The following is a 26,669-nucleotide window of genomic DNA, read 5'->3' as shown; positions in this document are numbered from 1 at the left end:
GTCACACCATGTCCGCTTTGCGCATATATCCTGCGAAGTGTGATCAAGCCTGGACAGCTGCGCCTCCGCCGTCGCCACGGCCGGGGGCCACTTACTCTGCTGTCTCCGGTCATCCTGACTGTCATCATCGCCAGCCTGGCGTACGCCACTCCCCCGGAACTGGCTTTCAGCCGGCTCCTGCCCGCGGCCCCGACCCTCGCCGCCGCCATGTGGCCCGTGCTCCCCACCGTCCTGCTGGGGACGGTCTGCCTTCTCCTCATGATCGGCCTCAGCCTCGTCTTCCCCGGCCTGGGGACATGGTGGACGGCGGCGGGCATCGTCGCCGTCACCGTGGCGGCCGCGTACGGAAGCCACGTCCGGCTCCGGCGGGAGCGGACCCTGTTCCAGGTCCGGCTCGTCGCCGACGCGGCGCAGCAGGTGGTCCTGAGCCCGATGCCGCGCCGCTTCGGGGCCATCGAGATCGAGGCGCTGTATCTCGCTGCCGCGGCGGAGGCCAGTATCGGCGGCGACTTCTACGAGGTGGTCGACACGAAGTACGGGGTCCGGCTGCTCATCGGCGATGTGCGGGGAAAAGGGCTGCCGGCGGTGGGCTCGGCCGCGGCGATGGTCAACTCCTTCCGGGAGGCAGCCTACGACGAGGCCGACCTGGTCAATATCGCCCGTCGCCTGGAGGCCAGCAGTACCCGTTACAACGCCGCCTTTCCCCCCGAGGGCATGATGGAGCGCTTCGCCACCGCGCTTATCGCCGAGATCCCACGCGGGGGCGGCAGTATCGGAATCCTCAACTGCGGACATCCCCCGCCGCTGCTCCTGAACCGCGGGGAGGTCCGCGCCCTGGAGCCCACCGCTCCCTCGCCGCTGCTCAACCTCGCGGAGCTGATCGGTGATCACTACAGCATCGACACCTTCGACTTCGCCCCTGGTGACCTGCTGCTCCTCTATACCGACGGTGTCGCCGAGGCCCGCGACCGCGACGGCGAGTTCTTCCAGGTGGCGGCCTGGTTGCGCGAGCAGGCCGCAGAGCGACCCGGCGAACTGCTCAACGCTCTTCACCACGACCTCCTCCACTACAGCAGAGGACGCCACGACGACGACATCGCCGCCCTCGCCGTGCACTGGTACGCCTCTCCGGAGCCTCTTGACGGTCAGAGGGATCAGCCCGTTTAGCCTGGATCCGCCGGTCGCGATGCGGATGACCACAGGGCGGACGACGCCGCCCTCCTCTCGCCCAGGCGTACGGCTCCTTCTCCGTTCACTCGTGAGGCGGAACCGGGCGCCGGGTCGTCCGCTGCCGGGGCCTGCGCCTGGCACGCTGCGGCGGTATGACCACTACCAGCAACAACGCGCTCGTCGAGGAGTTCCGGCGGATGGACGCCGACAGCGACGGGGTCGTCGACCTCACCGACTTCCTGCGTGCGCCACGTAAGCTCCTCACCGCCCTCGGCATCCCGGAGGACTCCCCCAAGGCCCAGGCCCTGATCCGGGCCAACGAGACCCAGTGGGGCTCCCTCCTCTCTCTGGGCGACACCGACGGCGAAGAGGTCCTGACCGCTGACGAGTACGTGACCATCCGCACCTCGCCCGAATTCCGTTCCCCGAACCGTCCGGGCAAGGGGAGGTCTGCCAGACCCTCTTCGCCGTCCTCGACGGTGATGACGACGGCACCATCAGCCAGGACGAGTTCCTCCGCGCGGCCGACTTCCTGTGCATGCCACCGGCCGAGGCGTCGGACTACTTCGCGACGCTCGACACCGACAACGACGGGCAGCTGAGCGACAAGGAGTTCCTCAAGGCGGTCAAGCGCTTCTACACGAGCTGAACCGGACATCAGCAGTCCATGGAGGCCCCTCTCACAGGGGGCCTCCATCCTGTGGGCCTCCTGTGGGCCCCCTGTGGGGTGTCTCCGCGCCCGGCAGCCGAGCCGGAGCGTGAGGCGACGGGGAGCCGGATGGAGCCGTTGATGCCAGCCGATCCCGTGGGCGGCGGTGGGCCGACCACCGGCGCCCACTTGAAGCCATCCCGTGGAAGTACCGCACATGTTCGCCCTGGCGGGACTTGCCTGACGAGCCCCGCGGGACGCGATTACCGGAGTCTTACGAGGGACTCCGCAGCGGCCCCCGGCAGGGCCAAGCCTGGTTTCCTGGGCGCACGATGACGGGGTGGCCGCCGGGTCGCCCCGCCCGCACCTCAGGAGGCCCTTGTGCCGCGCCGTCTTCGGCTGTCCCGCCGTACCCTCGTGCCCACACTCGTCGTGCTGCTGCTCGCCGCCGGCTTCGGGCTCTACCTCTTCCAGCCGTGGAAGGCGTTCACCAGCACCACCGTGGACGAAGCGCTGCCGAGCGCCTCCGCACGCTCGATGAAAATGAAGGAGCCGGGCACGTCCGCTGCCCCATCAGCACAGCCCCGGGACCTCGCCGAGGGTCGCTTCGTCACGCATGAGCACGCCACGAGCGGTACCGCCCGCACCGTGCAGCTGGCGGACGGCGGTCAGGTGCTGCGCCTGGAGGACCTGAAGACCTCGGAAGGGCCCGACGTACGGGTCTATCTCTCGCCCCGGGACGCCTCCGCGGTGAAGACGGGACTCGGCGAGGGGGCCATCGAGCTGGGAAAGCTCAAGGGCAACCTCGGTAACCAGAACTACGCCGTTCCGAAGGGCACGGGCCTGTCGGAGTTCCGCTCCGCCGTGATCTGGTGCGCGAGGTTCTCGGTCCCCTTCGGCGCCGCCGATCTCGCTCCGGCTGCGAGCTGACGTCGCGTGGAGCGCATGCACGCATGCGGCCGCTACTGGCGGCTGAGGGTGCGGGTGATTCCGGTCGCGACGGTCGTGGCGAGAACCCAGCCCACGGCGATCAGCAGGTAGGACAACCACTGGTAGAGGCCGGTGGGTGCGAAGGCACTCTGCTGACCGAAGTCCACGATCGGCAGCAGGAGGTCCAGGGCGTACACGGGGGCGTTGAACCCTGGGCCTTTGCCCTGCTCGACCGGGGGTGGATGGTGCATGCCAAACACGACCGAGCCCAGGAGGAGCAGGGCCAGGAGCCAGCCGCCGGCCCGCGTGGGACGGAAGCCGTAGCCCACGGTCGCGTCCTGGAGGTGGCCCCACAGTCTGGCGTACCAGGGCAGAGTGGCCCGGCGTCGACGCTGCTTGGCCAGTTGGACGGTGCGGGCTTCGACGTCATCACCGACGCGACGGTAGGAGGCCGCGAGCTGCTCGTAGCTGTGAGGCACGAAGCCGTCGGAATCGCGTCGCAGCAATGCGAGCCGGTCCACGGCGGGAAGGCGTGGAGTAAGCGTCTCGTACGTCAGTCCCTCCAGGCGTACCTTGGTCGGCCAGACCTGTGGCTCCGCCTCGATGACCTTGAAGCCGGCGTGGTGCATTGTGACGTCGCCGGAGACTGGTGGGGCATCCCGCAGTGTCAGTTGTGTGGCTTCGCAGCTGCTGATGCCCAGGGCGACGCCGCCCGGGTTGCTGAGTCTGGCCTCGATGAACGAGATCCAGCCTGCGACCTTCGCGCCGGTGAGCCTGACCCGGCCCTCAGCCGTGAGGCCACCGGCGTTGAGGACGGTTCCGACGGTGAGCCGTGCGGCGTCGAGGGCATCGCCGTTCGCGTTTCCGACCCGGGCGTCTTCCAGATCGACGGCCCCTTCGACGCGCGCCGTGCCGAGGCGGATCCCACCCTGGGCCACCAGGCCGGGTGCCCATACATCGGCACCCACAGAGGCGTGATCGAGTTGGAGCGCCCATCCGTCACCAGACCCGAGATGTGCGCCGTCCAGGAAGATCCCGCCGGAGATCTCGGCGTTGCTCAGGCGGACGCTCCCGGCCGTCCGGCAGTTGGTGAGGCGGAGTGCGCCGTCGACGCGAAGGGATGTGGCCGCCATGGCCGGAAGGTAGGACCCGCTGAGGTCGAGCTGGCGGGTCTGCGCCCCGTCGAGCTCCACGCAGTGCTGGAAGTGGCACGAGGTCAGTCGGATCGGATGGCGTATCTCTGCGTGCTGGAGGTCGAGGGCACCGGTGATCCTCACCCCGGCGACGCGCAGAGCGGGCGCCTCACCGGGTTCGGACGAACCGCCCAGGAGGAGGGTCCGGATGACCTCGGCCCGAACGGTCCGTTCCGCACCCTGAAGAGTGGTGGGGTCTTCCTGCTCGTCGCGGCGAGCGTCGATCGCTGCACCACGTGGGAATGCCTGCCAGATGCGCCGTTCCAGAAGCGTCAGGTCGGTGATGTCCATCCGCAGGACCCTAGCCGTGGGTAGCCTCCCGCCATGACGCTCGCGTACTGGGAACGGCACCGCTTCGACGACGCGACGACGGCGGCCGACCGGGACGAACTGCTCAAGTCGGCGGACCAGCACCCGGACCCGTGCACCGCCTTTCTCAACCTGCTGCGCTCCGGGCAGCGGGACGCGGTGTGCACGGCGCTGGAGTACTTCCACTACGAGGACCGGCAGGCCCGGTGAGGCTTCGGCAATCCACTGGACGAGCACGCTGAGGAGGTGCTGGAGCGCGCCCGGTGGGTGCTGCGCGGGGCACCGCTGCCTGAAGCGCGGGGGCAGGACCGGGCCAGCGCGCTGTGGGCGATCCAGAATCTCGCCGAGGCTGCGGACGCCCCATTGATCACCGCCGCGCTGTGCGCAGTGGACGCGACGTCGTCGACGACGGCGCCGTGTCCGCCGCCGGGCAGTGTCTCCACGCCTGCGATGTGCCCGAAGACCCCGAACTTGTCGCCCAGCTCGGCGCGATGGCCCTGGACGAGAACCGCGCCCTGCGAGTCCGCGTGGCGTGCGCAGGGGCGCTGGCCTCGGCGGAGTCCGACCGGGCCGCCGAGATCGCGCTACGGCTGACCGGCCTCCCGGAACTCGAACTCCAACTGGCCGGCGCCCTTGTCCTGACCGCCCACCTCAACACGCACCGCCCCCTCCTCGAACGCCTGCTGGCCACCTGGCCCCCCGACACTCCCCAGGCGGACGACATCCGCGATGCGTTGGAGGAGGACGAGGTGGGTCGGGTGCCAATGCGCCAACTCGGTGAATGACCAGTCGAGTTGGCTCCGACAAATGCCGGTGCAGATGCGATGGGACAGGGCCACGCGAGCAAAGGCTGCGGTTCAGGACGTGCGGGGTCCGCCGGCCGTTCGTTCAGGCCTGCTCGCTGATGTTGACCAGCCAGGTGACGCCGAAGCGGTCCGTACACATGCCGAAGACGTCGCCCCACATCTGCTTTTCCAGCGGAACCGCGACCGTACCGTCCGCGGAGAGCTTGTCCCAATAGCCGCGCAGTTCGCCGACGTCGTCCCCGCTCAGGCTCACGGAGATGTTGTTGCCGGGCTTGTACTCCATCCCCGGCGGAGTGTCGGCGCACATGAGCGTGAAGCCGCTGTCGGTCTCGAGCATGCTGTGCATGATCTTGTCGGCGGCGGCTCCGGCCTCCTTCCCTCCGAAGTCACCGAAGGTGTTCATCGCCAGGGTGCCGCCGAAGACCTTCTTGTAGAACTCCATGGCCTGCCGGGCGTCGCCGTCGAAGCTGATGTACGGGTTGAGTCGAGAAGGCACAAGATCTTCCTTTCATGATGGGGCGTCACTTCTGGCACATTAAGGGCTGCACCGCCTGGGGTCGGGGCGACTCCCCGGGGCGTCGAACGCCGGACACGGGGGGGGCGACGGCGGCAGCGTGCGCTCGGCCCGGCCACGCACGGACCGGGCGCATGCGCGAAGCCCGCTGCAAGCCCGTGGCGGTCGCGTGCTCAGCTGGCGGGCGGGGCCGTGGCATGGCGTGTCTGCTGGACCAGGACGGTGGTGGCGCGTTCCAGAAGTTCGCAGAGTGCGGCGTGTTCGGAAGGCGTGAACGCGTCGGTGAGCGCGCGCTCAAGGACGACCACCTCCTGGTAGGCGCGGTCCAGCAGGGCTTGGCCCTCATCGGTGAGGGTGGCGATCTGCACCTTGGCGTGCACCGGGGACGTCTCGCGGCGGATGAGTTCCTTGTTCTCCATATTGGCCAGCACGCTGCCCATGCTCTGCTGCGTCACCCCGCAGGAGCGGGCCACTTGGGCGCCGGACATGCCGCCCTCGCGCGCGAGGGTCAACAGCACGGTGTACTGCGTCATGGTCAGCCCGTAGGCGCGCAGCACCGCCTCGTGGTGTGCCATCAACGCCTGCTCCGACCGCCTGATCCGCGTGCAGAGGTCGTTCTCAATCGGGGCTTCCACCGCGCACTCCCGCTCCATTGACAGGTCCATGGGTTGACTCAGGGACCTTATATACCTACCGTTGCCAACTATAAGGATACTGAGTCAACACAGGGGGCTGTAATCATGAAGGCTGCCGTTCTCGACACCGACGACCACTACCGGGTCGCCGAACTCGACGAGCCCACGCCCGGCCCCGGCCAAGTGGCGATCCGCGTCGCCTACGCCGGGATCCAGTGGGGCGACACCATGGTCCGGGACGGCCACTTCCCCGTGCAGCACCCCTTCGTCCCCGGCTTCGAGGCGTCCGGGCACATCGCCGCGGTCGGCGAGGGCGTCGACGCACACCGCGTCGGTGCGCCCGTCACCGCGCTGACCACGGCAGGCGCCTACGCCGAGGTGGTCCTGGCGCCCGCCGTGCTCACGTCGGGCATCGGCGACCTGCCGCTGCGGACGGCCGCGGGTCTCGGGTGGGGCGCACCGACCGCCTACGACCTCGTCAACACCGCCGCGCAGGTGCGGCCCGGCGACAGCGTGCTGATCCACGGGGCCGCCGGGTCGGTCGGTACGCTCGCCGCCCAGTTCGCCCGACTGGCCGGAGCAGGCCGGATCGTCGGCGTGGTCGGCAACGACCTCAGGGCCGACTACGCCGCCCAGTTCGGCTATGACCAGCTCCTGCTGCGCGAAGAGTTCCCGATCGGGCTCGGCGACGAGAGGTTCGATGTGATCCTCGACCCGGTCGGCGGCTCGACCCGTCACACCGGCCTGGAGCAACTGGCAGAGCACGGCCGACTGGTGGCATACGGCAACCTCAGCGCTGACGAGCCTGTGCCGGCCGACACCAACGACCTGCTCATGCACGGCACATCGCTCGTGACCTACAACAGCAACCTGCTCGGCCGGACCCACCCCGAGCGGCTCGCCGACAGCGTCCGCCGTGCGCTCGACCTCGTCGCCGACGGCCGGGTGCGCGTGGACATCACCGCGGAGTACGACCTGGCGGACCTGGCCATCGCCGTGCAGCGCCTCGCCGATGGCACAACCGTCGGCAAGAGCGTCCTGCGCGTCGCCTGACGGCACACGGGAAGCACCACGAGGACGGCGCATCCCGGCTTCGGCTGATGCCTCAGCCTCACACCGGGATGCGCCGCGACGGGACGGGTTGGACGGGTCAGTCGACGAGGGCGAGTTCCGGCTCACGCGATGAGTTCTCCGTCGACTCGTCCGCCGGGTTGTCGGTCTTGCGCCGTCCGAGCACTCCCGACAGTCCGATGACCAGGCCGATGGCCGAGAGGATCGTGACCGTGAGCAGCGCCGGGGTGAAGCCGGCGAGCAGGGCGTCGGGGCCGGTCTTGCCTTCCCCGCCGGCCGTGAGGACCGCGGTGACGACGGCGAGGCCGATCGCTCCGCCGACCTGCGTGGAGGTGTTCAGCAGGCCGCCGGCCAGGCCCTGCTCATGGTCCGGGATACCGGCGGTGGCTTGGATGTTGAAGGACGCGAAGGCCAGGGTGAAGCCGATGCCGAGCAGGATCATGCTGGGCAGCACACCGACGGCGTAGGGGGCGTCCCGGTCGATGACGAGGAAGAGCACGTAGGCGACGAGGTGGGCGATGACGCCGCCCGCGATGGTGCGCGAGGTGCCGATCCGCGCGATCAGCGGCTCCATCTGCGGCGAGCCGAAGGCGACGATCAGCGCGGCCGGAAGGAAGCCGAGCGCGGTCTGGATGGCCGACCACTGCAGCACCGACTGGAAGTAGAGCATGACCACGAACTGGAAGCCGATGTAGCCACCGAAGAACACCGATATGCCCAGGTTTGCCCGAGCCAACGAGGACGAGCGGAGGATTCCGAGACGGACCAGCGGATGTGCACTGCGGCGTTCGATCAGGACGAAGGCGAGCAGCAGCACCGCGGCGACCGCGAACTGGATCAGCGTGTTCGGTGCGGCCCAGCCGGCCTCCGGCGCCTCCACGACGGTGTAGACGAGCAGCAGCATCGCGCCGACCGAGGTGATCGCGCCGGGGATGTCGTAGCCGCCGGAGGAGCGGGGGCCGTCCTTGGGCAGCAGGCGGTTGGCCGCGATCCACGCGATCACCGCGACCGGCACCGGCAGGAAGAACGTCCACCGCCAGCCGACCTGGGTCAGCAGGCCGGAGAGCACCAAGCCGGCAGAGTAGCCACTGGCTCCGAAGACGGAGAAGATGCCCAGCGCCCTGTTGCGCGCGGGCCCTTCGGCGAACGTGGTGGTGACGATGGACAGCGCGGCGGGCGCGGTGAACGCCGCCGCCATGCCCTTGAGTATGCGGGTGGCGATCAGCAGGGCTCCGTCGTCGACCAGGCCGCCGAGGACGGAGGCGGCGGCGAACACGGCCACCGCGGTCAGGAACACCCGGCGGCGTCCGAGCAGGTCGGCGGCGCGTCCACCAAGCAGCAGCAGCCCGCCGTAGCTGAGGACATAGCCGCTGACGATCCACTGCAGCGCGCTGGTGGACAGGCCCAGGTCGGCCTGGATGGAGGGGAGCGCGACGCCCACCATCGAGACGTCGAGCGCGTCGAGGCCGATGACGAGGGAGACCGTGAGCAGAACTCCCCAGAGCTTTGCGTTCCACGTGGATGTGGAGGCGGACAGAGGTGCGGACGAAGTCATGCCGTGACTCTCACATGCACACGCATCGAATGCAAGCGCATTTAATCTTCGTGCATCAAATGCTGGCGCATGCTAACCTGGCCGCATGATCGGTGGCACGGAACAGGAATTGGTCGAGGAGTGGCACGGGCTTCTCGCCCGCCATGCCGCCGTGCACAACGCTCTCGAGCACGATCTGCAGGCACAGCACGGCATCAGCGTCAGCGAGTTCGAGGCACTCGAACTCCTCGCCTCCTCCGACCACGGCAAGTGCCGGGGCCAGGACCTCACCCATGTGGTGCACCTGAGCCAGAGCGCCGCATCCCGTCTGGTCGCCAGGCTGGAGCGAGGCGGTCTCGTCGAGCGCGTCATGTGCGATCTCGACCGCCGCGGCATCTTCGTCGTCCTGACCGACGCGGGCCACAAGCGTTACAGCGACGCGAAGCCGACCCACCGCTCCGTACTCGCACGGACGCTCCGCGGCGACGGCTAACCGGCCCCGCCCCATGACGAGTCGGTGACGGGGCAAAGGTCTGGGGCCCAAAGGCCCCTGGAGGCGGCGGGGTGTAGCGGTCGAGCCCGCGTCGGCGGTGCGGGCGCGCCGGGGGGGCGCAGAGGAGATCCGACGTGCGGAGGCGCAACGCCGGCCCTCCCCCTCAGGCGGTCTGGCACTCAACTGACCGCCCACGAGGCGCTTTAGCCGATCTTGACAACAACTGGGCCGACGCACCATGCCCTCTCCCGCGCGAGCGAACCGACTGGCACGATGTCGAACATGACTGCCGGGTCGGTTTCACGCGCCGTGCGCGCCGCGATCTTCGTGGCCGTGTGCGTGACGACCGCCGCCCTCGGGCACGCGCTGATGTCCTCTCAGCCCCTGCCCTGGTGGGCCCTGGTCGCCGCACTCGGCGTGACGGGCTCGGCTGCGTGGCGGCTGGCAGGGCGGGAACGCGGTGCGTTGGTCGTGACCGGTTCCACCGTCGTGGCCCAACTCGGCCTGCACTCCCTGTTCGGCCTGGCGCAGTCGTGGCGGGGCGGCCTCGACTTGGGGACCGTCCATGCGCCGCTGCCGACCCCACTGGGTGACGTGCCGGGGATGAGCGGTTTGGCGGGCATGGCCGACGCGGCCGCGGCCTCCGTCGCACAGGCCGGCGATATGGGTGCCATGCACCGCCACATGAGCCAGATGCCGATGATGCACTCCGGCCACGGCACCCTCGGCATGTTCTTCGCCCATGCGCTGGCCGCCCTGGTGTGCGGCTTGTGGATGTGGCGCGGCGAGGCGGCCGCGTTCCGGCTCGCCCGCAGCGTGGCCGCGGTGTGGTTCGCGCCCCTGCTGCTGGTCCTGGCGACGCTGGGCCGGACCGGTCTGAAACCGGCCACTCGCCCGGTGGCCGGTGCCGGTCATGTCCTGTGTCTGCGTGGGGTGTTCCTGCACCATGTCCTCTCGCGCAGGGGCCCGCCGAAGGTCTCCCCCTCCTGCTGACCGCCCGTCCTGGGACCTTCCCGGCACCGTCCGGGAATCCGCATTGCCGTCGTTGACGCCGATGCCGTCGACGACGCGATGTTGCCGATGTCGTCCGGGATCCCCCACTCCCCTGTTCCGCAAGGCGCATTGAATCGGTGGCGGGCGGAGTACCGGCGTGTCCGCACGGCTGCCTTCCTCATACCTCCGTGAGCACTGCCGTGCCCTGTACGCCGGCCCTGGCCCCGCGGCCCTCCGGCCTGCCCGTAGACGCACCCCGTCGGCCGTTGCCCTTGACGTCGACACCGCCCCTCCTACGGGTGCTCGGAGCGCCGCTCAGCGACGGGGACGTGCCATGCCCTGGTACGGCCCGCATTCTCCGAAGGACATGTGGCGATGATTCCTGCCCTTGTTGGTCCGGCCCGTGGCACGCGGACCACCGTGGACGATGAGCGGCTGACCAGCCTCGCGCTGGCCGCGCGGGACGGTGACCACGACGCCGTCGAGAGCTTCATACGCGGCTCCCACCACCATGTGTGGAGATTCGTGGCGCACCTGAGCGGGGACACCAACAGCGCCGACGACCTGGCCCAGGAGACCTTCCTGCGCGCCCTCACCAGCCTGCCGAATTTCGCCGGCCGCTCCTGCGCCCGCACCTGGCTGCTGTCCATCGCCCGCCGTGTGGTGATCGACCGCTACCGATCCGCCGCCGCCCGTCCGCGTATCGCCGACGTCGACGACTGGCAGGCGGTCGCGGAACACCGCCAGCCCAGCGGTCTTCCGGGCTTCGACGACGGCCTGGCGCTGCGCGAACTGCTCGACGCGCTGGACGGCGAGCGGCGCCAGGCATTCGTTCTCACCCAGTTGGTCGGGATGCCCTACGCGGATGCCGCGGCGGTGGTGGGCTGCCCGGTCGGCACGGTGCGCTCTCGGGTGGCCCGCGCCCGGGCCGACCTCACCAACTGGCTCAGGTCCGCAGAGACCTGCGCGCGGGCCTCCCAGGTGGTTGCGGCGTGACCGACCCCGGTCCGCACTGACATCACGCGCGTGGGAGTGCCTCGGCCAGTCGCCCTCGGACCGGAGGTGAGCCACCGGCGGGTAGGGCTCGTACTCCAGGGAGCGGACCCTCGTTCGTTCCCTGGAGCGCGGCTCTCGATCAGTCCGTGGACGCCACCTGCGCCAGGCTCGCGGCCCTGGCTTCCTCCCCGCTCTCCGAATCGCCGGCGGGCCCGCGTAGCGTTGCGGTGGCGATGTCCAGGAAGTCCGGTACGGGGCCGGCGCAGCTGCCCTCCGGTGCCGCCAGGCACGTCTCGACGGGCAGGGCGTCAGTGACCGTCAGGTAGACGAGGTCGGGGCGGGAGTACGAGCCCGCGACGCTGACGGGGACGAGTGCGATGCCCTGGCCGGAGGCGATCAGCTCGAACTTCTCCTCCAGCGAGGATGTCCGCCGCGTCCTGCCGTCGAGGATCGGTTCACCGTCGAGATCGGCCAGCGTGAGGGTGCGGCAGCCGGCGAGCGGATGCGTCACGGGCAGGCACGCGACCTTGGTCTCGTGGCCGATGGGGACGATGCGCAGCCCCGACTCGTCAAAGGGGCGCCGGAGGTACCCCACGTGTGCGCGGCCGTCGCGGAGCGGCGCGTCCCGTTCCCACCAGCGCAGCGGAAAGACATCGATCTCGACCTTCGGATGGCTCGCCGTGAACGCCCGGATCGCGTCCGACACGTGCAGGCCGGGCGAGAAACCGACGACGAGCCGCTGCTCGCCCCGCTGGGCTTCGTGCACGCGCCGTAGTGCCAGGTCCACCACCGTGGTGATCCTTGACGCCTCGTCATACAGCTGTTTCCCCGCGGGGGTCAGCTCAACGCTGCGCGTCGACCGCGTGAACAGCGGACATCCCAGCTCCTGCTCGAACGCGCGGATCTGCCGACTGAGGACCGGCTGCGCGATGAACAGCGCCTGTGCCGCCCGGCCGAAGTGCCGGTGCTCGGCCACCGCGACGAAATAGCGGAGCTTTCGCAGATCCAGATCCATACCGTGACGGTATCAATGCGGTCCGAAGGGTATTGGACGCGCGGCCGAACCACTCGGATGCTTGCAGCACGATCGCCACCACCACTCCGCCGGCCGACGACGGCTGTGAAAGACGCATCACGAAAGTCCTGACGCCCGGCCCTTGAGAGGACTCACATGCACAGCACCCGCAAGACAGCCGTCATCATCGGGGCTTCACGCACCCTGGGCCTCGGGCTCGCGGCCGAGTACCTCCGTCGCGACTGGGACGTCATCGGCACGGTCCGCGGCAGCCGGCGCACCGGCCTCCACGACCTGGCCGAAGCATCCGGAGGCCGGCTGACCGTCGAGTCACTGGAGATGACCGAGCCGGAGCAGATCTCGGCACTGCGCGACCGGCTGGCACGGCACACTCTCGACCTGCTCTTCGTCAACGCCGCCATCACACGCGGGGATTTACCCATCGGCGAAGTACCGACGGACATGTTCACCGAAGTCATGATCACCAACGCGCTCAGCCCGATGCGTGTCGTGGAGACCCTCGGCCCGCTGGTCGCGCCGACCGGGACCATCGGCGTCATGTCCTCCGATCAGGGAAGCATCGCCCTGAACACCGAAGGCGGGCAGGACCTGTACCGGGCCAGCAAGTCCGCGCTGAACCAGCTGATGCGCAGCTACGCCGCCCGCCACGCCGAGGACACGCGAACGCTGCTGCTCATGGACCCGGGCTGGGTCCGCACCGAACTCGGCGGACCCGACGCCGATCTCAGCGTGGAGGAGAGCACACCCGGCGTGGCCGAGACGATCGAGCGCCACCAGGGGGAGCCGGGCCTCCACTTCCTCGATTATCAGGGACAGGTCGTGCCCTGGTAGCCCGGGGCCCGCTGCGGCCGTACCTCTTCCCTCGCTGAAGGAGCACGGCGAACCCCGTGGAGGGGGAAGCGGTTCGTCGCTCCCCGCGCCCGGTGGCGGCGATGCCGCACACGCCTCCGCGTGGCCCGGCGGTTCCCGCACCGTCGGGCCACGTACGGGTCAGGCGAGGCCGATCTGCTGGCAGAAGGTCAGGTTGTCCCAGAAGAGGAACCGAGGGCCGTCGACCATCCCGATCGGGGATCATGCACAGGTAGTGGCCATCGTCGGTGCGGGACGCCGGTGGACATGGTCTGTTGTGGCGCCGCGCTCCCTGGAAAGGCCCGAATCCTGAACGTCTCCTGGGCGGAAGCCCTGTCTGTTGTGTTGCTCGTGGTGGTGCTGGGATGTGCGGTGGTGCGCCCGTTCGGCTGGCCGGAGGCGGTGGTCGCCGTCCCGGCAGCGGGTGTGGTCGTCGCCACCGGTGCGATCTCGCTGGAACACGCCCGCGCGGAGGCCGAGCGGCTGGGACCGGTGATCGGCTTTCTTGCCGCTGTGCTTGTCCTTGCCCAGTTGTGCGACGACGAGGGGCTGTTCCATGCCTGCGGGGCCTGGATGGCACGCACCGCCCAGGGGCGGCCGCGCCGGCTGCTGTTCCAGGTGTTCGCCGCCGCGTCGCTGATCACCGCGGTGCTCAGTCTGGACGCCACGATCGTGCTGCTCACCCCGGTGGTCTTCGCCACCGCCGCCCGTCTCGGTGTCCGGCCCAAACCACACGTCTACGCCTGCACGCATCTGTCGAACACCGCTTCGTTGCTGCTGCCGGTCTCCAACCTGACCAATCTGCTCGCGTTCACGGCCAGCGGGCTGAGCTTCACCCGCTTCGCCGCGCTGATGGCCCTGCCCTGGGTCGTCGCCATCGCCGTGGAATTCGCGGTGTTCCGCCGGTTCTTCGCCGCCGACCTGGACGCCGGCGCCTCGGCACCGGCCACCGCCGGGCACCGCGAGGTGCCGGTGTTCGCGCTGGCCACGGTGGCCGGCACGCTGGCCGGGTTCGTCCTCACCTCCGCGATCGGCCTCGACCCGGCCTGGGCGGCGCTGGCCGGTGCGCTGGTGCTGGCCGTGCGCGCCCTGGCCCGGCGCCGCACCACCCCCGCGGCGATCACCCGGGCCGCGGCGGTGCCGTTCCTCGCCTTCGTCCTGGCGCTGGGCATCGTGGTCCGCGCGGTGGTCGACAACGGCCTCGCCGACGCCCTGGGCAATGTGATCCCGTCCGGCACCACGCTCCCGGCTCTGCTGGGCGTCGCCGCGGTGGCCGCTGTCCTGGCGAACGTGATCAACAATCTGCCCGCCGTGCTGGTGCTGCTGCCGCTGACCGCGCCGAGCGGGGCCGGCGCGGTCCTGGCGGTGCTGCTCGGGGTGAACATCGGCCCCAACCTCACCTACGCCGGATCGCTGGCCACCTTGCTGTGGCGGCGCATCGTGCACCGCCACGAGCAGGAGGTGAACCTCGGCGAGTTCACCCGCCTGGGGCTGCTCACCGTGCCTGCCGCCCTGGTGGGTGCGGTGGTGGCACTGTGGGCCTCGCTGACCGCCATCGGAGGCTGATATTCGTGACCGTCATCGCCTGGATCACCGAGGGCACCTGGCCCGCCTGCGTGGATGCCGCCCGTGCCCACGCACCCGAGGACGCCGAGATCGTGCTGCTGCACGTCACCGGTCCCGAGGTGTCCGGCGCCGCGCACGGCGCCTACGCCGGTCTTCTCGGCCGGGCACGCCCCGAACGCGACCCCGGCACGGCGCTGGAACACCTGGCCGCCGCCTCCGCCGAACAACTCCTGACCGACGCGGCGGCGCGCCTCGGACGCCCCTGCACGCGCCGTGAACGATCCGGCCGCGCCGAACGCGAGGTCGTGGCGGCTGCCGACGGCGCCGACCTGCTCATCCTCGCCCGCGACGGCGACCACACCCACCTCGGCCCCCACAGCCTCAGCCCCGCCGGCCGCTTCATCGTCGACCACGCCCCCTGCCCCGTCCTGCTGGTCTGGCCGCAGCCCGCGCCGGGCATCGCCACCATCCCCCCGCCGCCTCCGCACCCGCCCCATCACCACTAGCGAGGGACATCGGGCCAGTGGTCCCGAAGCACGCTCGTCAGCCGCGCCCGAATGGTGCAGGGTAGAGAGGTGGCCGCCCGGCAGCGTTTCGCCGGACTGTGGCAGCCATGGCAGTCGAGCCACGCGCTGTTGCTGATCCCGCTCGTGCTCATAGTGGTGATCACGGTCGTCGACCTGCTGGTTCCGGCCGATGTCCACCTCGGCCCGCTGCTGGTCATCGCCCCCGCGATCACCGCGTCGTTCGCCGGTCCCCGCCTGACCGGGGTGGTCGGGGGCCTCGCGGTGGCGGCCCAGGCGTTCATCGGGTGGCACTTCGGCGTGCTGTTCTCCCGGAACGTGCTGGTGCAGATCCTCGCCCTGGCGGTGCTGTCCTTCCTGATCGTGTGCTTCTGCGTGGTGCGCGAGCGACGGCGCAAGGAGCTGGACCAGGTGCGGTCGGTCGCCGAGGCCGCCCAGCACGTCCTGCTGTGGCCGCTGCCCGAACAGCTCGGCCCGCTGCAGGTCGCCTGCCTGTACCTGGCGGCGGAGGACGAGGCGCAGATCGGCGGGGACCTGTACGCGGCCACCCGCATCGACGGCGGGGCCCGCGTGATGATCGGAGATGTGCGGGGCAAGGGCCTGGACGCCATCGGAGAGGCCGCCCTTCTGCTCGGTGCCTTCCGCGAGGCCGCCCACAAGCACGTCACCCTCCCCGAACTGGCCGCCGGCCTGGAACAGAGCGTGACCCACTACCTGCCCGACTTCGAGCGCGAGGAGGAGGCCGGGGAGCGCTTCGTGACCACCTTGCTGCTGGAGATCCCCGATGCCGACCCCCTGACCCGGATGACCAGCTGCGGCCACCCACCGCCCCTGCTGCTCCACCCCGGCGACGCCGACCCCGTTCCCGTCCACCCCGCACCGCCACTGGGGATCGGCTCCACCAGGCCCGAGGACTACACGCTGGACGTGTTCTCCTTCGAGCCCGGCGACACCCTCCTGCTCTACACCGACGGCGTCATCGAAGCGCGCGACGCCCGCGGCGCGTTCTACCCGTTCACCCAGCGCGCCGCCCAGTGGACCGACCACAGCCCCGAGAACCTCCTGCACCACCTCCGGCGCGATCTCCTCGCCCACGTCGGCGGTCGCCTCGCCGACGACGCCGCCCTGATCGCGATCCGCCGCACGCTGCCCGGGCACCCGGGCCGCCGCCACAGGAGGGCCCTCCACCCCGACGGGATCCGGCACCGCTCCCAGGCCGAACCGCCATCGCGCTGATCAGCTGCAACATGCCCCCCGCCCACGCTCGGCGGGCAGGCTGAGCCGTACGCCGTCCGGACAGGCGCCGGGACGGCTCAGTGCGGAGCGTTCCTGCCCGGGCTCCGGTGGCGGAGGGCGTCCTGGGAGTCGACGTACTTGAGCATGAGGCGGGCGAAGTCCAGGCGCTCCTGCTCGGTCCAGTCGGCGGTGATGGACTCGAAGGCCGAGCGCTGGTGGCGGGCGAAGCGGGCCATCAGCTCACGGCCCTCGGCGCTGAGGTGGAGGACGGTGCGGCGGCCGTCCCGCTGGGAGGCCGCGCGGATCAGATAGCCGGCCGAGATGCAGTCGGAGACCATGCGGCTGGCCACCGACGGGTCGACGCCCAGGTGCTGGGCGACCGCGCCGACGGTGATCTCACCGGCGTCGGACCCCTCGTCCGACTCGCCCTCCGTGGCGTCCTGTTCGGCCTCCAGGACGACTCTGAGCACCAGCGTACGGCTGAGGTCCTTCTGGGAAATCGGGTCCTCGACCTCCAGGAGCGAGGAGCGCCGCAGTCTCCCGAAGGCCGGGCCCACGGCGTCCAGCAGCTCGTCGGCGGTCTTCGACTCGCGCTTCGTCATGCCCCCATCGTACAGACATGAATGTCTCCACGAAGGCATGTGTTGACTTGCAATTGTGTGCGTGTCAGCATGCATATGCCTTCAGGCATCGAACTCCGAACATCGAACGGAGCACCTTCATGACCACCCTCATCACCGGCTCCCGCGGCAAGGTCGGTCAGGCCGTCATCAGCCGCCTGCACTCCGCCGGTCTCACCGTCCGCGCCGCCAGCGCCCACCCCGCCGAACTGACCACCCCGGACGGCGTCGAGGTCGCCGAGCTCGCCCTCGACCGACCCGAGACCTTCGACTCCGCGCTCCGCGGCGTCCGCCAGGTCTTCCTCTACCCCCAGCCGGCCGGCATCCGGGAGCTGGTCAAGGCCTCCGAGGCCGCCGGCGTCGAGCACATCGTCCTGCTCTCGTCCTCCTCGGTCCTGGGCCCGGACGCCGAGAACGACCCGCTCGCCGGCCACAGCCTCCACGTCGAGCGCGCCCTCGCCGACTCCGACCTCACCCGCACCTTCCTGCGCCCGGACGCCTTCGCCAGCAACTCCCTCGGCTGGGCCTACTTCATCGGCCGGTCGATGCCGATCCAACTCGCCTATCCGGACGCACACATCGCGCCCATCCACCCCGACGACATCGCCGACATCGCCGTCGAGGCGCTGACCGGCACCTCCCTCACCGGCCGCTCGGTCACCCTGACCGGCCCCGAGTCGCTCACCTTCCGCGAGCAGATCGCCGTGCTGGCCGAGGCCATCGGCCACCGGATCGCGGTCGAGCACATCAGCCGCACCGAGGCCGAGCAGCAGATGGGCCGCCACATGCCCGCGCCGATGGTCGCCTCGCTGCTCGACCTGTGGGAGGCCGCCAACCACGGTCCGGCGGCCATCGCCGACACCACCCAGACCCTCCTCGGCCGCCCCGCCCGCACCTTCCGGCAGTGGGCCCAGGAGAACGCCGGCTCCTTCACCCGGCACTGATCCGGACGGGCCGGCACCACACCGGTCCGTCCCCTCACCCAAGGAATTCCATGTCCACGGCCTTGAACCAGGCCCCCGCCACCCCGCAGAACAAGACCGACCGCCGACGATGGGCCGTCCTCGCCGTCGTCCTCTTCGCCGCGGTCCTCGACCTCCTCGACGCCACGATCACCAATGTCGCCGCCCCGACCATCGCCGACGACCTGCACGGCGGGGACACCCTCGTCCAGTGGCTGGGTGCCGGTTACGCGCTGGCCATGGGCGTCCTGCTGGTGGTCGGCGGCAGGCTCGGCGACAAGTTCGGCCGCCGCCGCCTGTTCCTGATCGGCCTGACCGGCTTCACGCTCGCGTCCGTCGCCTGCGGCCTGGCCGCGGGCCCCGCCTCCGTCATCGGGTTCCGCCTCCTCCAAGGAGCCTTCGGCGCCCTCGTGATCCCCCAGGGCTTCGGCATCCTCGGCGCGGTCTTCCCCCCGAACGAGATCGGCAAGGCGTTCGGCGTCTTCGCCCCCTGCCTCGGCCTGTCGGCGATCGGCGGCCCGGTCCTCGCCGGGGTGCTCATCGACAGCTTCGGCTGGCGCTCCATGTTCCTGATCAACATCGCACTCGGCGGCCTCGCGATCGCCCTGGCCGCCCGGCTGCTGCCCCGCGACGCAGGCGACCGGACGGTCACCGTCGACGTTCCGGGATCCGGACTGCTCGCCGCCACGATGCTCGGCCTGCTCTACGGCCTGATCGACGGCTCCAGCCACGGCTGGACCCTCGTCCCGCTCCTCTCCCTCACCGCCGGCGCCCTGCTCTTCGCGCTGTTCTGCCGGCGTCAACGAAGCGCCGCCGGCCCGCTCATCGAACCCTCGCTGCTGAAGAACCGCGGCTTCACCTCCGGCCTGATCCTCGGGCTCGTCTTCAACGCGGCGGTCACCGGTCTGCTCCTCGTGCTCTCCCTCTTCCTCCAGGACGGGCTGCACCGCACCCCGACCCAGACCTCCCTCGGCCTCGCCCCGGTCGCCGCCGGCATCATCGTCGCCTCGATCGCCGCGCACCGCCTGATGGCCCGCCTCGGCCGCACGCTCATCCTCATCGGACTGCTGCTCACGCTGACCGGCACGCTGTCGCTACTCGCCCTGCTCCACGCCACCGGCCCGACGACGTGGACACTCGTCGCCCCGGTGTTCGTCACCGGCCTGGGTCTCGGCACCTGCTTCGGCACCGTGTACGAGGTCACCCTCGGCGACGTCGGCCCGAAGGAGTCGGGCAGCGCCAGCGGTGCCCTCTCCGCCGTCGGACAACTCGCCAACAGCATCGGCGCCGCGGCCATCACCACCGTCTACTTCCACACCGCCGGCGCCCCCGCGACCGCGGCCGTCCACAGCCTCGCCGTGGTCGCCGTGGCCACCCTCGCCTGCTGCGCCCTCGTACGGCTACTGCCTCGCCGCGCCCGGGCCCGGCACCACTGACCCGCTCAGGAGCACGAGATGAAGCCCATCGGTTACTGGCTCAACCGCACCGACCACGCTCTCACCTGCCATATGAACGCCATGTTGGCCGAGTTCGGCCTCACCCGGATTGCCTGGCAGGTCCTCAACATCGTCGAGGACGATCCGACGGCCACCGACACCGAAGTGCTGACCCTTCTGGCCGCCAACGCCGACGCCGGCTGTCTGACCGCCGCCGTCGAGACGGTCGTCACCGACGGCTGGGTCGCCCGCCCGGAGCCGGGCCGGCTCGCCCTGACCGAAGACGGCCGCACCCGCCTCGCCCGCGTCGCCGAACGCGTCCACGCCTTCCGTGAGTTGTCGACGGCCGGTATCCCCCGTGACGAGTACCGGACCGCCGTCAGCGTCCTGGAACGGATGACCCGCAACCTGGAGGGCTCGGCTCGGTAGATGTCGGGACCGAGGTGCGGTGTCGGTCGTCTATCAGGGGCTGTCCCTCCGGTGTCGGCGGCCCGTCGGCAGGGCCTGACACCTTTCTGGGGACGGCCGGCCGGAGCCCACCGGCCGGCTCAGATCCCGAGGAGCCACCATGCACACCCCTGTCACGATCGTCGGCGCGGGGCTCGGCGGACTCACGCTGGCCCGCGTCCTGCACGTCCACGGAATACCGGTGACGGTCTACGAGGCGGATTCCTCCCCGGCCGCGCGTTCGCAGGGCGGGATGCTCGACATCCACGACTACAACGGGCAACTCGCCCTCGAGGCGGCCGGTCTGGTGGACGAGTTCCACGCCATCGTCCTGGAGGGCCGTCAGGCGATGCGGGTCCTCGACCGGGACGGAACCGTGCTGCTCGACCAAGCCGACGACGGCACCGGGGGACGTCCCGAGGTGCAGCGCGGCGAGCTGCGACAGATCCTGCTCGACGCGCTCCCGGCCGGCACCGTCCAATGGGGGCACAAGGTCAGCAGCACCCGCGCCCTCGGCGAGGGGTGCCATCAGGTGGCGTTCGCCGACCGCGGCAGCGTCGTCACCAGTCTGCTGGTCGGCGCGGACGGCGCGTGGTCACGGGTCCGGCCGCTGCTCTCCACCGCCACACCCGAGTACACCGGCACGTCGTTCGTCGAGACCTACCTGTTCGACGCCGACACCCGGCACCCGGCCGCCGCCAAAGCGGTCGGTGGCGGGATGCTGATGGCGCCCGCGCCGGGCAAGGAGATCTTCGCTCACCGGGAACGCGGCGACACCCTGCACACCTACGTGGCGCTGTCCAGGCCGCTGGACTGGTTCGCCGCCATCGATTTCACCGATGCCGCGGCGGCCACGGCGCGGATCGCCGGGGAGTTCGACGCCTGGGCACCGGAGCTCACCGCGCTGATCACCGACGGCGACACCGAGCCGGTCCTGCGCCCCCACTACGCCCTGCCGACCGGGCACCGGTGGGACCGGGTGCCGGGGGTGACCCTGCTCGGCGACGCCGCCCACCTCGCGGCCCCGAACGGCGAAGGCGCCAACCTGGCCATGCTCGACGGCGCCGAACTCGGCAAGGCCCTCGCCGCGCACCCCGACGACATCGAGGCCGCGCTCAGCGAGTACGAGCAGGCCATGCTCCTCCGCAGCACCGAGGTCGTCACCTATGAGGGTGCCGAGCTCCCCGCGATCGACTCCGACGACAACACAGCCCAGGGCCTGATCGACCTGTTCGCCGACAAGGGCCGATCGGCCGACCAAGCCCGGAACTGATGCTCTCCTTCCGGACCGCGGGCCTCAGGCCGCGGCTGGTGTGTAGTGGTCCGCGTCACCGCCTTCGAGAGCACGGCTGGAGGTGCCGTCGATGCCCACCGGGGCGTCCCCGGCGACGGTCACCCGGTGCAGCAGGCGCGGCAGGTCGCCGTAGTCGTCGGGGGCGTAGTGCTGGGTGCTGCGGTTGTCGAAGAGGACGAGGTCACCCGGTGTCCAGGCCACCCGGACGATGTTCTCCGGCCGCGTCACGTAGGACTGGAAGATGCGCAGCAGATCCCGGGACTCGGAGGGGCCGAGGCCCTCGATGGTCTGCGCGAAGCCCCCGATGAACAGGCCGCGCTCCCCCGTCTCGGGGTGCACGCGTACCACCGGGTGCGCGGTGCGGTACCTGCGCGAGACGAACTGCTTGCGGTGCTCGGCCGCCTTGTCGTTCTTCGGGGCGGCGTAGTCGTAGTCGTTGGTGTGCACCGCCCACAGCCGGTCCGCCAGCTCGCGCAACGCCTCGGGCAGGTCCTGGTAGGCCGCGGCCGAGTTGGCGATCAGCGTGTTGCCGCCGTAGGGCGGGACGACGATGCTGCGCAGCGTCGATGCCTTCGGGGGTGTGCGGACGAAGGTGACGTCGGTGTGCCAGTGGTTGGCGCGGATTCCCTCGTCCCCGTCGACGGGCAGGATGTTGGGCTGCCCGTCGACGGACGGGACGGTGGGGTGGGCGGTGGTGAGTCGGCCGAAGAGGGAGGCGAAGCGCAGCTGCCCGGCGTCGTCCAGCTGCTGGCCGCGGAAGACCAGCGCCTTGTGTTCCAGCAGCGCCGCGTTGATCTCGGCGACGATCGCCGGGTCGTGGTCGGCGGAGAGGTCGACGCCGACGACCTCGGCGCCGATGCGTCCGCCGATCCGGCGGACGTCGAAGCCTGCGTTGGTGCTCATGTGTGGGTTCCTTTCAGGAGTTTCGGCAGGTCGGAGGTTTGGGAGTGTGGGCGGGTCGGGAGTTCGCGGTCGCGGGATCCGGCGGTCTCAGGAGGGGGCGGGACGTCCGTGGTGAGGTCGGGCCCGGTCATGCCGGCTGTCCCTCGGCGGCGCCGACCGAGGGGGCGAGCCGGCCCGCGGGGCGGGGCAGGCCGTAGTGCTCGCGCAGGGTGCGGCCGGTGTACTCGGTGCGGAACAGGCCGCGCTCCTGGAGGATCGGCACCACGTGGTCGACGAAGTCCTCCAGGCCGCCCGGCAGATGCGGCGGCATGACGTTGAAGCCGTCGGCGGCTCCCTGGGTGAACCACTCTTCGAGATGGTCCGCGATCTGCTCCGGCGTCCCGGCGAGGACGCGATGGCCGCGCCCGCCGCCGAGGCGCGCGATCAGCTCGCGCAGGGTCAGCCCGTCGCGCCGGGCCAGTTCGGCGACCAGGGTGAATCGGCTCTTGTTGCCGTTGATGTCCCGTTCCTCGGGCAGCACGGGCAGCGGACCGTCCAACGGCAGGCCGGTCAGGTCGGTGCCGAGCATCCCCGACAACTGGGCGAGTCCGTACTCCGGCACCTGGAGATCGGTCAGCTCCTGCTCGAAGGCGCGGGCCTTGGCCTCCGTCGAGCCGATGACCGGGCAGATGCCGGGCAGGATCTTCAGGTCGTCCTCGGACCGTCCGTAGCGGGCGAGGCGGTTCTTCAGGTCCTTGTAGAAGGCCTGCCCGTCGGCGAGGGTCTGCTGTGCGGTGAACACGGCCTCGGCGTACTGGGCGGCGAAGTCCTTGCCGTCCTCGGAAGAACCGGCCTGCACCAGCAGCGGGTGCCCCTGCGGGCTGCGCGGCACGTTCAGCGGCCCCTGTACGGCGAAGTGCTCGCCGCGGTGATCGATGGGCCGGACCCTGTCGGGGTCCGCGTAGATCCCGCGCTCGCGGTCGATCAGGACCGCGTCGTCCGCCCAGCTGTCCCACAGCTTGGTGGCGACGTCGACGAACTCCCGCGCCCGGTCGTAGCGCAGGCCGTGTTCGAGGTGTTCGTCCTGCCCGAAGTTGCGGGCCTCGTCGACCGTGCCGGAGGTGACGATGTTCCAGCCGGCGCGCCCGCCGCTGAGGTGGTCGAGGGAGGCGAACTTCCGGGCGGTGTGGAAGGGCTCGTTGAAGGTGGTGGAGACGGTGGCGATCAGGCCGATGCGCTCGGTCGCCGTCGCCAGGGCCGAAAGGAGGGTGAGCGGTTCGAAGCCACCGAGCACGTTGTGCTGGACCTTGCCCCACAGGGCCAGGCCGTCGGCGAGGAAGACCGAGTCGAGCTTGCCGCGTTCGGCGGTCTGCGCGAGGTGCTGGAAGTAGCGCCGGTCGGTGACGCATTCGGGCTGGGTGCGCGGATGGCGCCAGGCGGCGTCGTGGTGGCCGGCGTTCATCAGGAAGGCGTTGAGGTGAAGGTGGCGGGGACCATGGGTGCTGGTTGCGGGCATGGAGGATCCTTCCGGGTTCCTTGCGCGGGGGCGATGAGGGGCGTCAGCTCGTCGTGGGGACGCGCCACGAGCTGAGCCGCTTCTCCACGGCCACCAGCAGCTGGTTGAAGGCCACGCCGATGACGGAGATCGTGACGATGCCGGCGTACATCTGCGGAATGGCGAAGTTGTACTGGGACGCGTTGATCAGATAGCCGAGGCCGGCCTTGGCGCCGATCATCTCGGCGGCGACCAGGACGACGATGGACACCGCCCCGGCCAGCCGGATTCCGGTGAAGATCGTCGGCACCGAGGCCGGCAGGATCACCTTCTGGAACAGCCGCGGGGCGGACAGGTCCATGGACTTGGCCAGCCTCAGCAGGGTGGGGTCGACGGTGCGTACCGCGCTGATGGTGTTGAACAGGATCGGCCAGGCGCACGCGTACACCACGATGGAGATCTTCGACGTCTCCCCGATGCCGAGGAGGAGGACGAACACCGGCAGCAGGGCGAGGGCCGCGGTGTTGAGAAAGACCTGCAGCAAGGGGTTGAGGAGATCGGCGACGGGTCGGTACCAGCCGATGAGCAGGCCCAGCGGTACGGACACCGCGACGGCTATGCCGAATCCGCTGAACGAACGCACCAGGCTCGCCTGTGCGTTGTCGGCGAGCTGGCCGTTGGCCACGAGTTCCCACCATGCCTGGGCGACCTCGCTGAAGGGCGGCAGGAAGGTCCGGTCCACCAGGCCGAAGCGGGGCGCCAGCTCCCAGGCCAGCAGCAGGGCGACGATCGCCGCGGACTTGGTGGCGCCGGTCAGTGCCGCGCGCAGGATGCGCGGCACCACCGGAGCACGGTGGAGCCGCGGCCTGCTCGGGGCGGTCGCGGGCTTCTCGGTGGGCTCCGCCAGGGTGCCGGCGGTCGGCGCGGCGAGTTCATCCGGAGCCGTGCGGTCCTCCAGGGCCGTGCGTCGGGTGCTCGAACCACTTGCGAGACTCATACGGAGACCTCTTCCTTCTCCAGCAGCTGGGTCCTGGTCACCTCGTCGTGCAGCAGCGTCCAGATCTCGTGTCGGTACCGTGCGAACTCGGGGCTGGACCGCAGGTCGTCCGTCGCGGTGCGGGAGTCGAAGCCGATCGGCACCACCTGCTTGATGCGACCGGGCCTGGAGGTCATGACGGCCACCCGTTGCCCCAGGTAGACGGCCTCCTCGATGCCGTGGGTGATGAAGACGACGGTCTTGCCGGTGCGCTGCCAGATGCGCAGCAGCTCGTCCTGGAGCGACTCCCGGGTCTGGGCGTCCAACGCGGCGAACGGCTCGTCCATCAGCAGGACGTCTGGGTCGTAGGCGAGGGAGCGGGCGATGGCCACGCGCTGGCGCATACCGCCGGACAGCTCGTGCGGGTGACGGTGCTCGAATCCGGAGAGCCCGACCAGGTCCAGGTACTCGCGGGCACGCGCGGCGCGCTCGCGCCGTGGCACGCCGGTCGCCTCCAGGCCGAACTCGACGTTGCCCAGGGCGGTGCGCCAGGGCAGCAGGGCGTACTGCTGGAAGACGATCCCGCGGTCCAGACCGGGCCCGGTCACGGGCTCCCCGTCCAGGAGGATCCGTCCGTCGGTCGGCCGGGCGAGCCCGCCCAGCAGGTCCAGGAGCGTGGACTTGCCGCATCCGCTGGGGCCGACCACGACGACGAACTCCCCGGCGTCGATCCGCAGGTCGACGCCGTCCAGGGCGGTGAACTCACCGTCCCCGTGCGCCGAGCCGCGTCGCTGGGCCCTCCCCCTCTTGGCGGGAAAGACCTTGCGTACCTGCTCGAACTCGATCTTCGGTGTGGCGGATCCGGACATGGGTCAGCTCCCGCTCTTGGAGGTCGGCTCGGCCGCGGACGACGTGTCATTCGGATGGTTCTTCCGGTCGTCCTTGCGGCTGTACGCGTTGAACTCGTTGGTGTAGAGGTCCGACGCCTTGACCTCGCCCTTGTCGATGTCACCGCGTTCGGCGAGCCAGTCGATCCACAGTTGGAGGTCCTTGTCGGTGATGCGCCCGCCGGTCTCGGCGACGCCGAAGGACTTCCAGTACTTCAGCGGAGCGGTGTCCTCGTTGCGGCCACGCTTCTTGACGATCTGGATCTGCCGCTCGATGACCTTTTCGCGCGGTGTGGCGCGGGCCCATTCGATGGCGCGCGCGATGCCCGTGACGAAGGTGCGCGCGGTGTCGGGGTTCTGCTTCAGGAAGCGGTCGTTGACCACATACGTGCCGGCGGAGAAGTCGCCGAGCAACTGGTGGTCGGTGAACAGCGGCCTGATGCCGCCGGACTGCAGGGCCTTGTCCCGCAGGATGTCGCCGAGGACGCCGACCTGGATCTGCTGCTGCCGCAGCGACTGCTCGGTGTTGACCGGGGGCACCACCAACGGCTCGACCTTCTTGATGTCCGCCCGCGACAGGCCGTGGCGTTGCAGGTAGATGTCGAGCATCGCCTCGGAGTGGGCGCCGAGCGTGTTCATCCCGACCTTCTTGCCGATCAGGTCACGGGCCGAATGGAGCGGGCTGTCCTTGAGGACGTAGAAGCCGTTGTAGGCGGCCTTGTCGACGCCGTAGTAGCTGATGACCGCCGTGATGGGCGCCTTTCTCGCGGCGAGTTTGACGACGGCTCCGTTGAACGCGCCGCCGAAGTCGACCTGTCCGGTGGCCGCCGACTGGATGTCCTGCGGCCCGCTGATCGTGTTGCCGACCCACTTCAGCTTCACGTCCTCCAGGAAGCCGAGGTCCTCGGCCAGTTCGGGCAGGATGACGGACCCCGCCCAGCCCTGGTACCGCAGGGTCTTGGTCTGGTCCTCGGCCGAGCCGCCGCCCCCGGCGCCGCAGCTGACCGCGACCGCCGAGAGGCCCAGCAGGGTGAGGAACTGTCGTCGGTTCGATGGGGTCGTCAGCGTGCTGAAGGAGCTCATGGAAGGGTCCTGTTCACATCGGTGGGTGGAGCACGGCGGTACGCGTACGGCGTGCTGTCGCGGACGCCGGGAGAGGGTGTGCG

General features: G+C 70.3%; 28 protein-coding genes and 1 pseudogene. 18 read left to right on the top strand and 11 right to left on the bottom strand.

The genetic code is table 11. The annotated features are described in order from the left end of the window. The first annotated feature begins 39 nt into the window (after positions 1–39). From AC0680_RS19915 to AC0680_RS19900, 4 genes and pseudogenes are all read left to right on the top strand, one after another. Entirely contained in the window at positions 40–1,167 is a 1,128-nt protein-coding gene (locus tag AC0680_RS19915; RefSeq protein ID WP_478630369.1) for a PP2C family protein-serine/threonine phosphatase, read from the top strand. 418 nt (positions 1,168–1,585) lie between these two features. Continuing rightward, a complete protein-coding gene (locus tag AC0680_RS19910) occupies positions 1,586–1,819 on the top strand; it encodes an EF-hand domain-containing protein (protein ID WP_478630522.1) in 234 nt (77 codons plus the stop codon). A gap of 129 nt (positions 1,820–1,948) precedes the next feature. After that, positions 1,949–2,067: pseudogene (locus tag AC0680_RS19905) on the top strand (transposase); the annotation flags it as partial. A gap of 133 nt (positions 2,068–2,200) precedes the next feature. Then, positions 2,201–2,749: a DM13 domain-containing protein gene (locus AC0680_RS19900; protein WP_478630366.1), complete on the top strand. Its 549-nt coding sequence runs from the start codon at positions 2,201–2,203 to the stop codon at positions 2,747–2,749. 32 nt (positions 2,750–2,781) lie between these two features. On the opposite strand, the gene AC0680_RS19895 is transcribed toward AC0680_RS19900, so the two are convergent. Continuing rightward, entirely contained in the window at positions 2,782–4,233 is a 1,452-nt protein-coding gene (locus AC0680_RS19895) for a membrane-associated oxidoreductase (protein WP_478630365.1), read from the bottom strand. Between the two features lie 33 nt (positions 4,234–4,266). Between AC0680_RS19895 and AC0680_RS19890 the strand changes: the two genes are divergently transcribed. Both AC0680_RS19890 and AC0680_RS19885 read left to right on the top strand, forming a co-directional pair. Further along, positions 4,267–4,461: a hypothetical protein gene (locus AC0680_RS19890; RefSeq protein WP_478630363.1), complete on the top strand. Its 195-nt coding sequence runs from the start codon at positions 4,267–4,269 to the stop codon at positions 4,459–4,461. A 170-nt stretch (positions 4,462–4,631) separates the two neighbouring features. Continuing rightward, complete coding sequence (locus AC0680_RS19885) at positions 4,632–5,036, top strand: hypothetical protein (RefSeq protein WP_478630361.1); 405 nt, start codon at positions 4,632–4,634, stop codon at positions 5,034–5,036. A gap of 103 nt (positions 5,037–5,139) precedes the next feature. Here AC0680_RS19885 and AC0680_RS19880 read toward each other — a convergent pair whose 3' ends face one another. Further along, positions 5,140–5,553, bottom strand: a complete 414-nt coding sequence (locus AC0680_RS19880; RefSeq protein ID WP_478630359.1) for a VOC family protein — start codon at positions 5,551–5,553, stop codon at positions 5,140–5,142. A 191-nt stretch (positions 5,554–5,744) separates the two neighbouring features. Beyond that, positions 5,745–6,236 (bottom strand): MarR family winged helix-turn-helix transcriptional regulator, encoded by a 492-nt coding sequence (locus tag AC0680_RS19875; RefSeq protein WP_478630357.1) that lies wholly within the window; start codon positions 6,234–6,236, stop codon positions 5,745–5,747. A gap of 75 nt (positions 6,237–6,311) precedes the next feature. Between AC0680_RS19875 and AC0680_RS19870 the strand changes: the two genes are divergently transcribed. Continuing rightward, positions 6,312–7,259: a quinone oxidoreductase family protein gene (locus tag AC0680_RS19870; protein ID WP_478630355.1), complete on the top strand. Its 948-nt coding sequence runs from the start codon at positions 6,312–6,314 to the stop codon at positions 7,257–7,259. A 97-nt stretch (positions 7,260–7,356) separates the two neighbouring features. Here the strand turns inward: AC0680_RS19870 and AC0680_RS19865 are convergent, their stop codons facing one another. Next, positions 7,357–8,832: an MFS transporter gene (locus tag AC0680_RS19865; RefSeq protein ID WP_478630353.1), complete on the bottom strand. Its 1,476-nt coding sequence runs from the start codon at positions 8,830–8,832 to the stop codon at positions 7,357–7,359. Between the two features lie 85 nt (positions 8,833–8,917). Here AC0680_RS19865 and AC0680_RS19860 point away from each other — a divergent pair, with 85 nt between their 5' ends. The 3 genes from AC0680_RS19860 to AC0680_RS19850 all read left to right on the top strand — a co-directional run bounded on the left by AC0680_RS19860 (position 8,918) and on the right by AC0680_RS19850 (position 11,293). Then, positions 8,918–9,304 carry a MarR family winged helix-turn-helix transcriptional regulator gene (locus AC0680_RS19860; protein ID WP_478630351.1) on the top strand — a complete coding sequence of 129 codons (387 nt, stop codon included), beginning with the start codon at positions 8,918–8,920 and terminating at the stop codon, positions 9,302–9,304. Between the two features lie 282 nt (positions 9,305–9,586). After that, the gene (locus tag AC0680_RS19855) at positions 9,587–10,297 is read left to right on the top strand and encodes a hypothetical protein (RefSeq protein ID WP_478630348.1); all 711 of its coding nucleotides are present in this window, start codon (positions 9,587–9,589) and stop codon (positions 10,295–10,297) included. A gap of 375 nt (positions 10,298–10,672) precedes the next feature. Next, on the top strand, positions 10,673–11,293 hold the full coding sequence (locus tag AC0680_RS19850) for a sigma-70 family RNA polymerase sigma factor (RefSeq protein ID WP_478630346.1): 621 nt from the start codon (positions 10,673–10,675) through the stop codon (positions 11,291–11,293). 139 nt (positions 11,294–11,432) lie between these two features. On the opposite strand, the gene AC0680_RS19845 is transcribed toward AC0680_RS19850, so the two are convergent. Continuing rightward, positions 11,433–12,308: a LysR family transcriptional regulator gene (locus AC0680_RS19845; RefSeq protein ID WP_478630344.1), complete on the bottom strand. Its 876-nt coding sequence runs from the start codon at positions 12,306–12,308 to the stop codon at positions 11,433–11,435. A 156-nt stretch (positions 12,309–12,464) separates the two neighbouring features. Here AC0680_RS19845 and AC0680_RS19840 point away from each other — a divergent pair, with 156 nt between their 5' ends. From AC0680_RS19840 to AC0680_RS19825, 4 genes are all read left to right on the top strand, one after another. Then, positions 12,465–13,160 (top strand): SDR family NAD(P)-dependent oxidoreductase, encoded by a 696-nt coding sequence (locus AC0680_RS19840; protein ID WP_478630343.1) that lies wholly within the window; start codon positions 12,465–12,467, stop codon positions 13,158–13,160. Positions 13,161–13,445: 285 nt separating this feature from the next. After that, positions 13,446–14,744 carry an SLC13 family permease gene (locus tag AC0680_RS19835; protein ID WP_478630520.1) on the top strand — a complete coding sequence of 433 codons (1,299 nt, stop codon included), beginning with the start codon at positions 13,446–13,448 and terminating at the stop codon, positions 14,742–14,744. A gap of 5 nt (positions 14,745–14,749) precedes the next feature. After that, the gene (locus tag AC0680_RS19830; RefSeq protein WP_478630340.1) at positions 14,750–15,250 is read left to right on the top strand and encodes a universal stress protein; all 501 of its coding nucleotides are present in this window, start codon (positions 14,750–14,752) and stop codon (positions 15,248–15,250) included. Positions 15,251–15,319: 69 nt separating this feature from the next. After that, the gene (locus AC0680_RS19825) at positions 15,320–16,504 is read left to right on the top strand and encodes a PP2C family protein-serine/threonine phosphatase (RefSeq protein WP_478630337.1); all 1,185 of its coding nucleotides are present in this window, start codon (positions 15,320–15,322) and stop codon (positions 16,502–16,504) included. 77 nt (positions 16,505–16,581) lie between these two features. Here AC0680_RS19825 and AC0680_RS19820 read toward each other — a convergent pair whose 3' ends face one another. After that, the gene (locus AC0680_RS19820; protein ID WP_478630335.1) at positions 16,582–17,106 is read right to left on the bottom strand and encodes a MarR family winged helix-turn-helix transcriptional regulator; all 525 of its coding nucleotides are present in this window, start codon (positions 17,104–17,106) and stop codon (positions 16,582–16,584) included. A gap of 119 nt (positions 17,107–17,225) precedes the next feature. Here AC0680_RS19820 and AC0680_RS19815 point away from each other — a divergent pair, with 119 nt between their 5' ends. From AC0680_RS19815 to AC0680_RS19800, 4 genes are all read left to right on the top strand, one after another. Beyond that, positions 17,226–18,068, top strand: a complete 843-nt coding sequence (locus AC0680_RS19815; RefSeq protein ID WP_478630333.1) for an NAD(P)H-binding protein — start codon at positions 17,226–17,228, stop codon at positions 18,066–18,068. Between the two features lie 50 nt (positions 18,069–18,118). Continuing rightward, the gene (locus AC0680_RS19810; protein WP_478630331.1) at positions 18,119–19,522 is read left to right on the top strand and encodes an MFS transporter; all 1,404 of its coding nucleotides are present in this window, start codon (positions 18,119–18,121) and stop codon (positions 19,520–19,522) included. Between the two features lie 18 nt (positions 19,523–19,540). Next, complete coding sequence (locus AC0680_RS19805) at positions 19,541–19,951, top strand: MarR family winged helix-turn-helix transcriptional regulator (protein ID WP_478630328.1); 411 nt, start codon at positions 19,541–19,543, stop codon at positions 19,949–19,951. Between the two features lie 139 nt (positions 19,952–20,090). Beyond that, positions 20,091–21,242: an FAD-dependent oxidoreductase gene (locus AC0680_RS19800; protein ID WP_478630326.1), complete on the top strand. Its 1,152-nt coding sequence runs from the start codon at positions 20,091–20,093 to the stop codon at positions 21,240–21,242. A 24-nt stretch (positions 21,243–21,266) separates the two neighbouring features. On the opposite strand, the gene AC0680_RS19795 is transcribed toward AC0680_RS19800, so the two are convergent. The 5 genes from AC0680_RS19795 to AC0680_RS19775 all read right to left on the bottom strand — a co-directional run bounded on the left by AC0680_RS19795 (position 21,267) and on the right by AC0680_RS19775 (position 26,586). After that, positions 21,267–22,166 carry a TauD/TfdA dioxygenase family protein gene (locus tag AC0680_RS19795; RefSeq protein ID WP_478630324.1) on the bottom strand — a complete coding sequence of 300 codons (900 nt, stop codon included), beginning with the start codon at positions 22,164–22,166 and terminating at the stop codon, positions 21,267–21,269. Positions 22,167–22,293: 127 nt separating this feature from the next. Continuing rightward, positions 22,294–23,661: an LLM class flavin-dependent oxidoreductase gene (locus tag AC0680_RS19790; protein ID WP_478630322.1), complete on the bottom strand. Its 1,368-nt coding sequence runs from the start codon at positions 23,659–23,661 to the stop codon at positions 22,294–22,296. 43 nt (positions 23,662–23,704) lie between these two features. After that, complete coding sequence (locus AC0680_RS19785; protein WP_478630319.1) at positions 23,705–24,637, bottom strand: ABC transporter permease; 933 nt, start codon at positions 24,635–24,637, stop codon at positions 23,705–23,707. Next, complete coding sequence (locus AC0680_RS19780) at positions 24,634–25,485, bottom strand: ABC transporter ATP-binding protein (RefSeq protein ID WP_478630317.1); 852 nt, start codon at positions 25,483–25,485, stop codon at positions 24,634–24,636. Before AC0680_RS19780 ends, AC0680_RS19785 begins: the two co-directional genes overlap by 4 nt. 3 nt (positions 25,486–25,488) lie before the next feature. Next, on the bottom strand, positions 25,489–26,586 hold the full coding sequence (locus tag AC0680_RS19775; RefSeq protein ID WP_478630316.1) for an ABC transporter substrate-binding protein: 1,098 nt from the start codon (positions 26,584–26,586) through the stop codon (positions 25,489–25,491). Positions 26,587–26,669 lie beyond the last annotated feature (83 nt).

The sequence above is a fragment of the Streptomyces sp. NPDC043738 genome (assembly GCF_056436545.1).
Note: the sequence above shows the minus strand (reverse complement) of the source record. Positions and strands in the feature narration are given on the sequence as shown.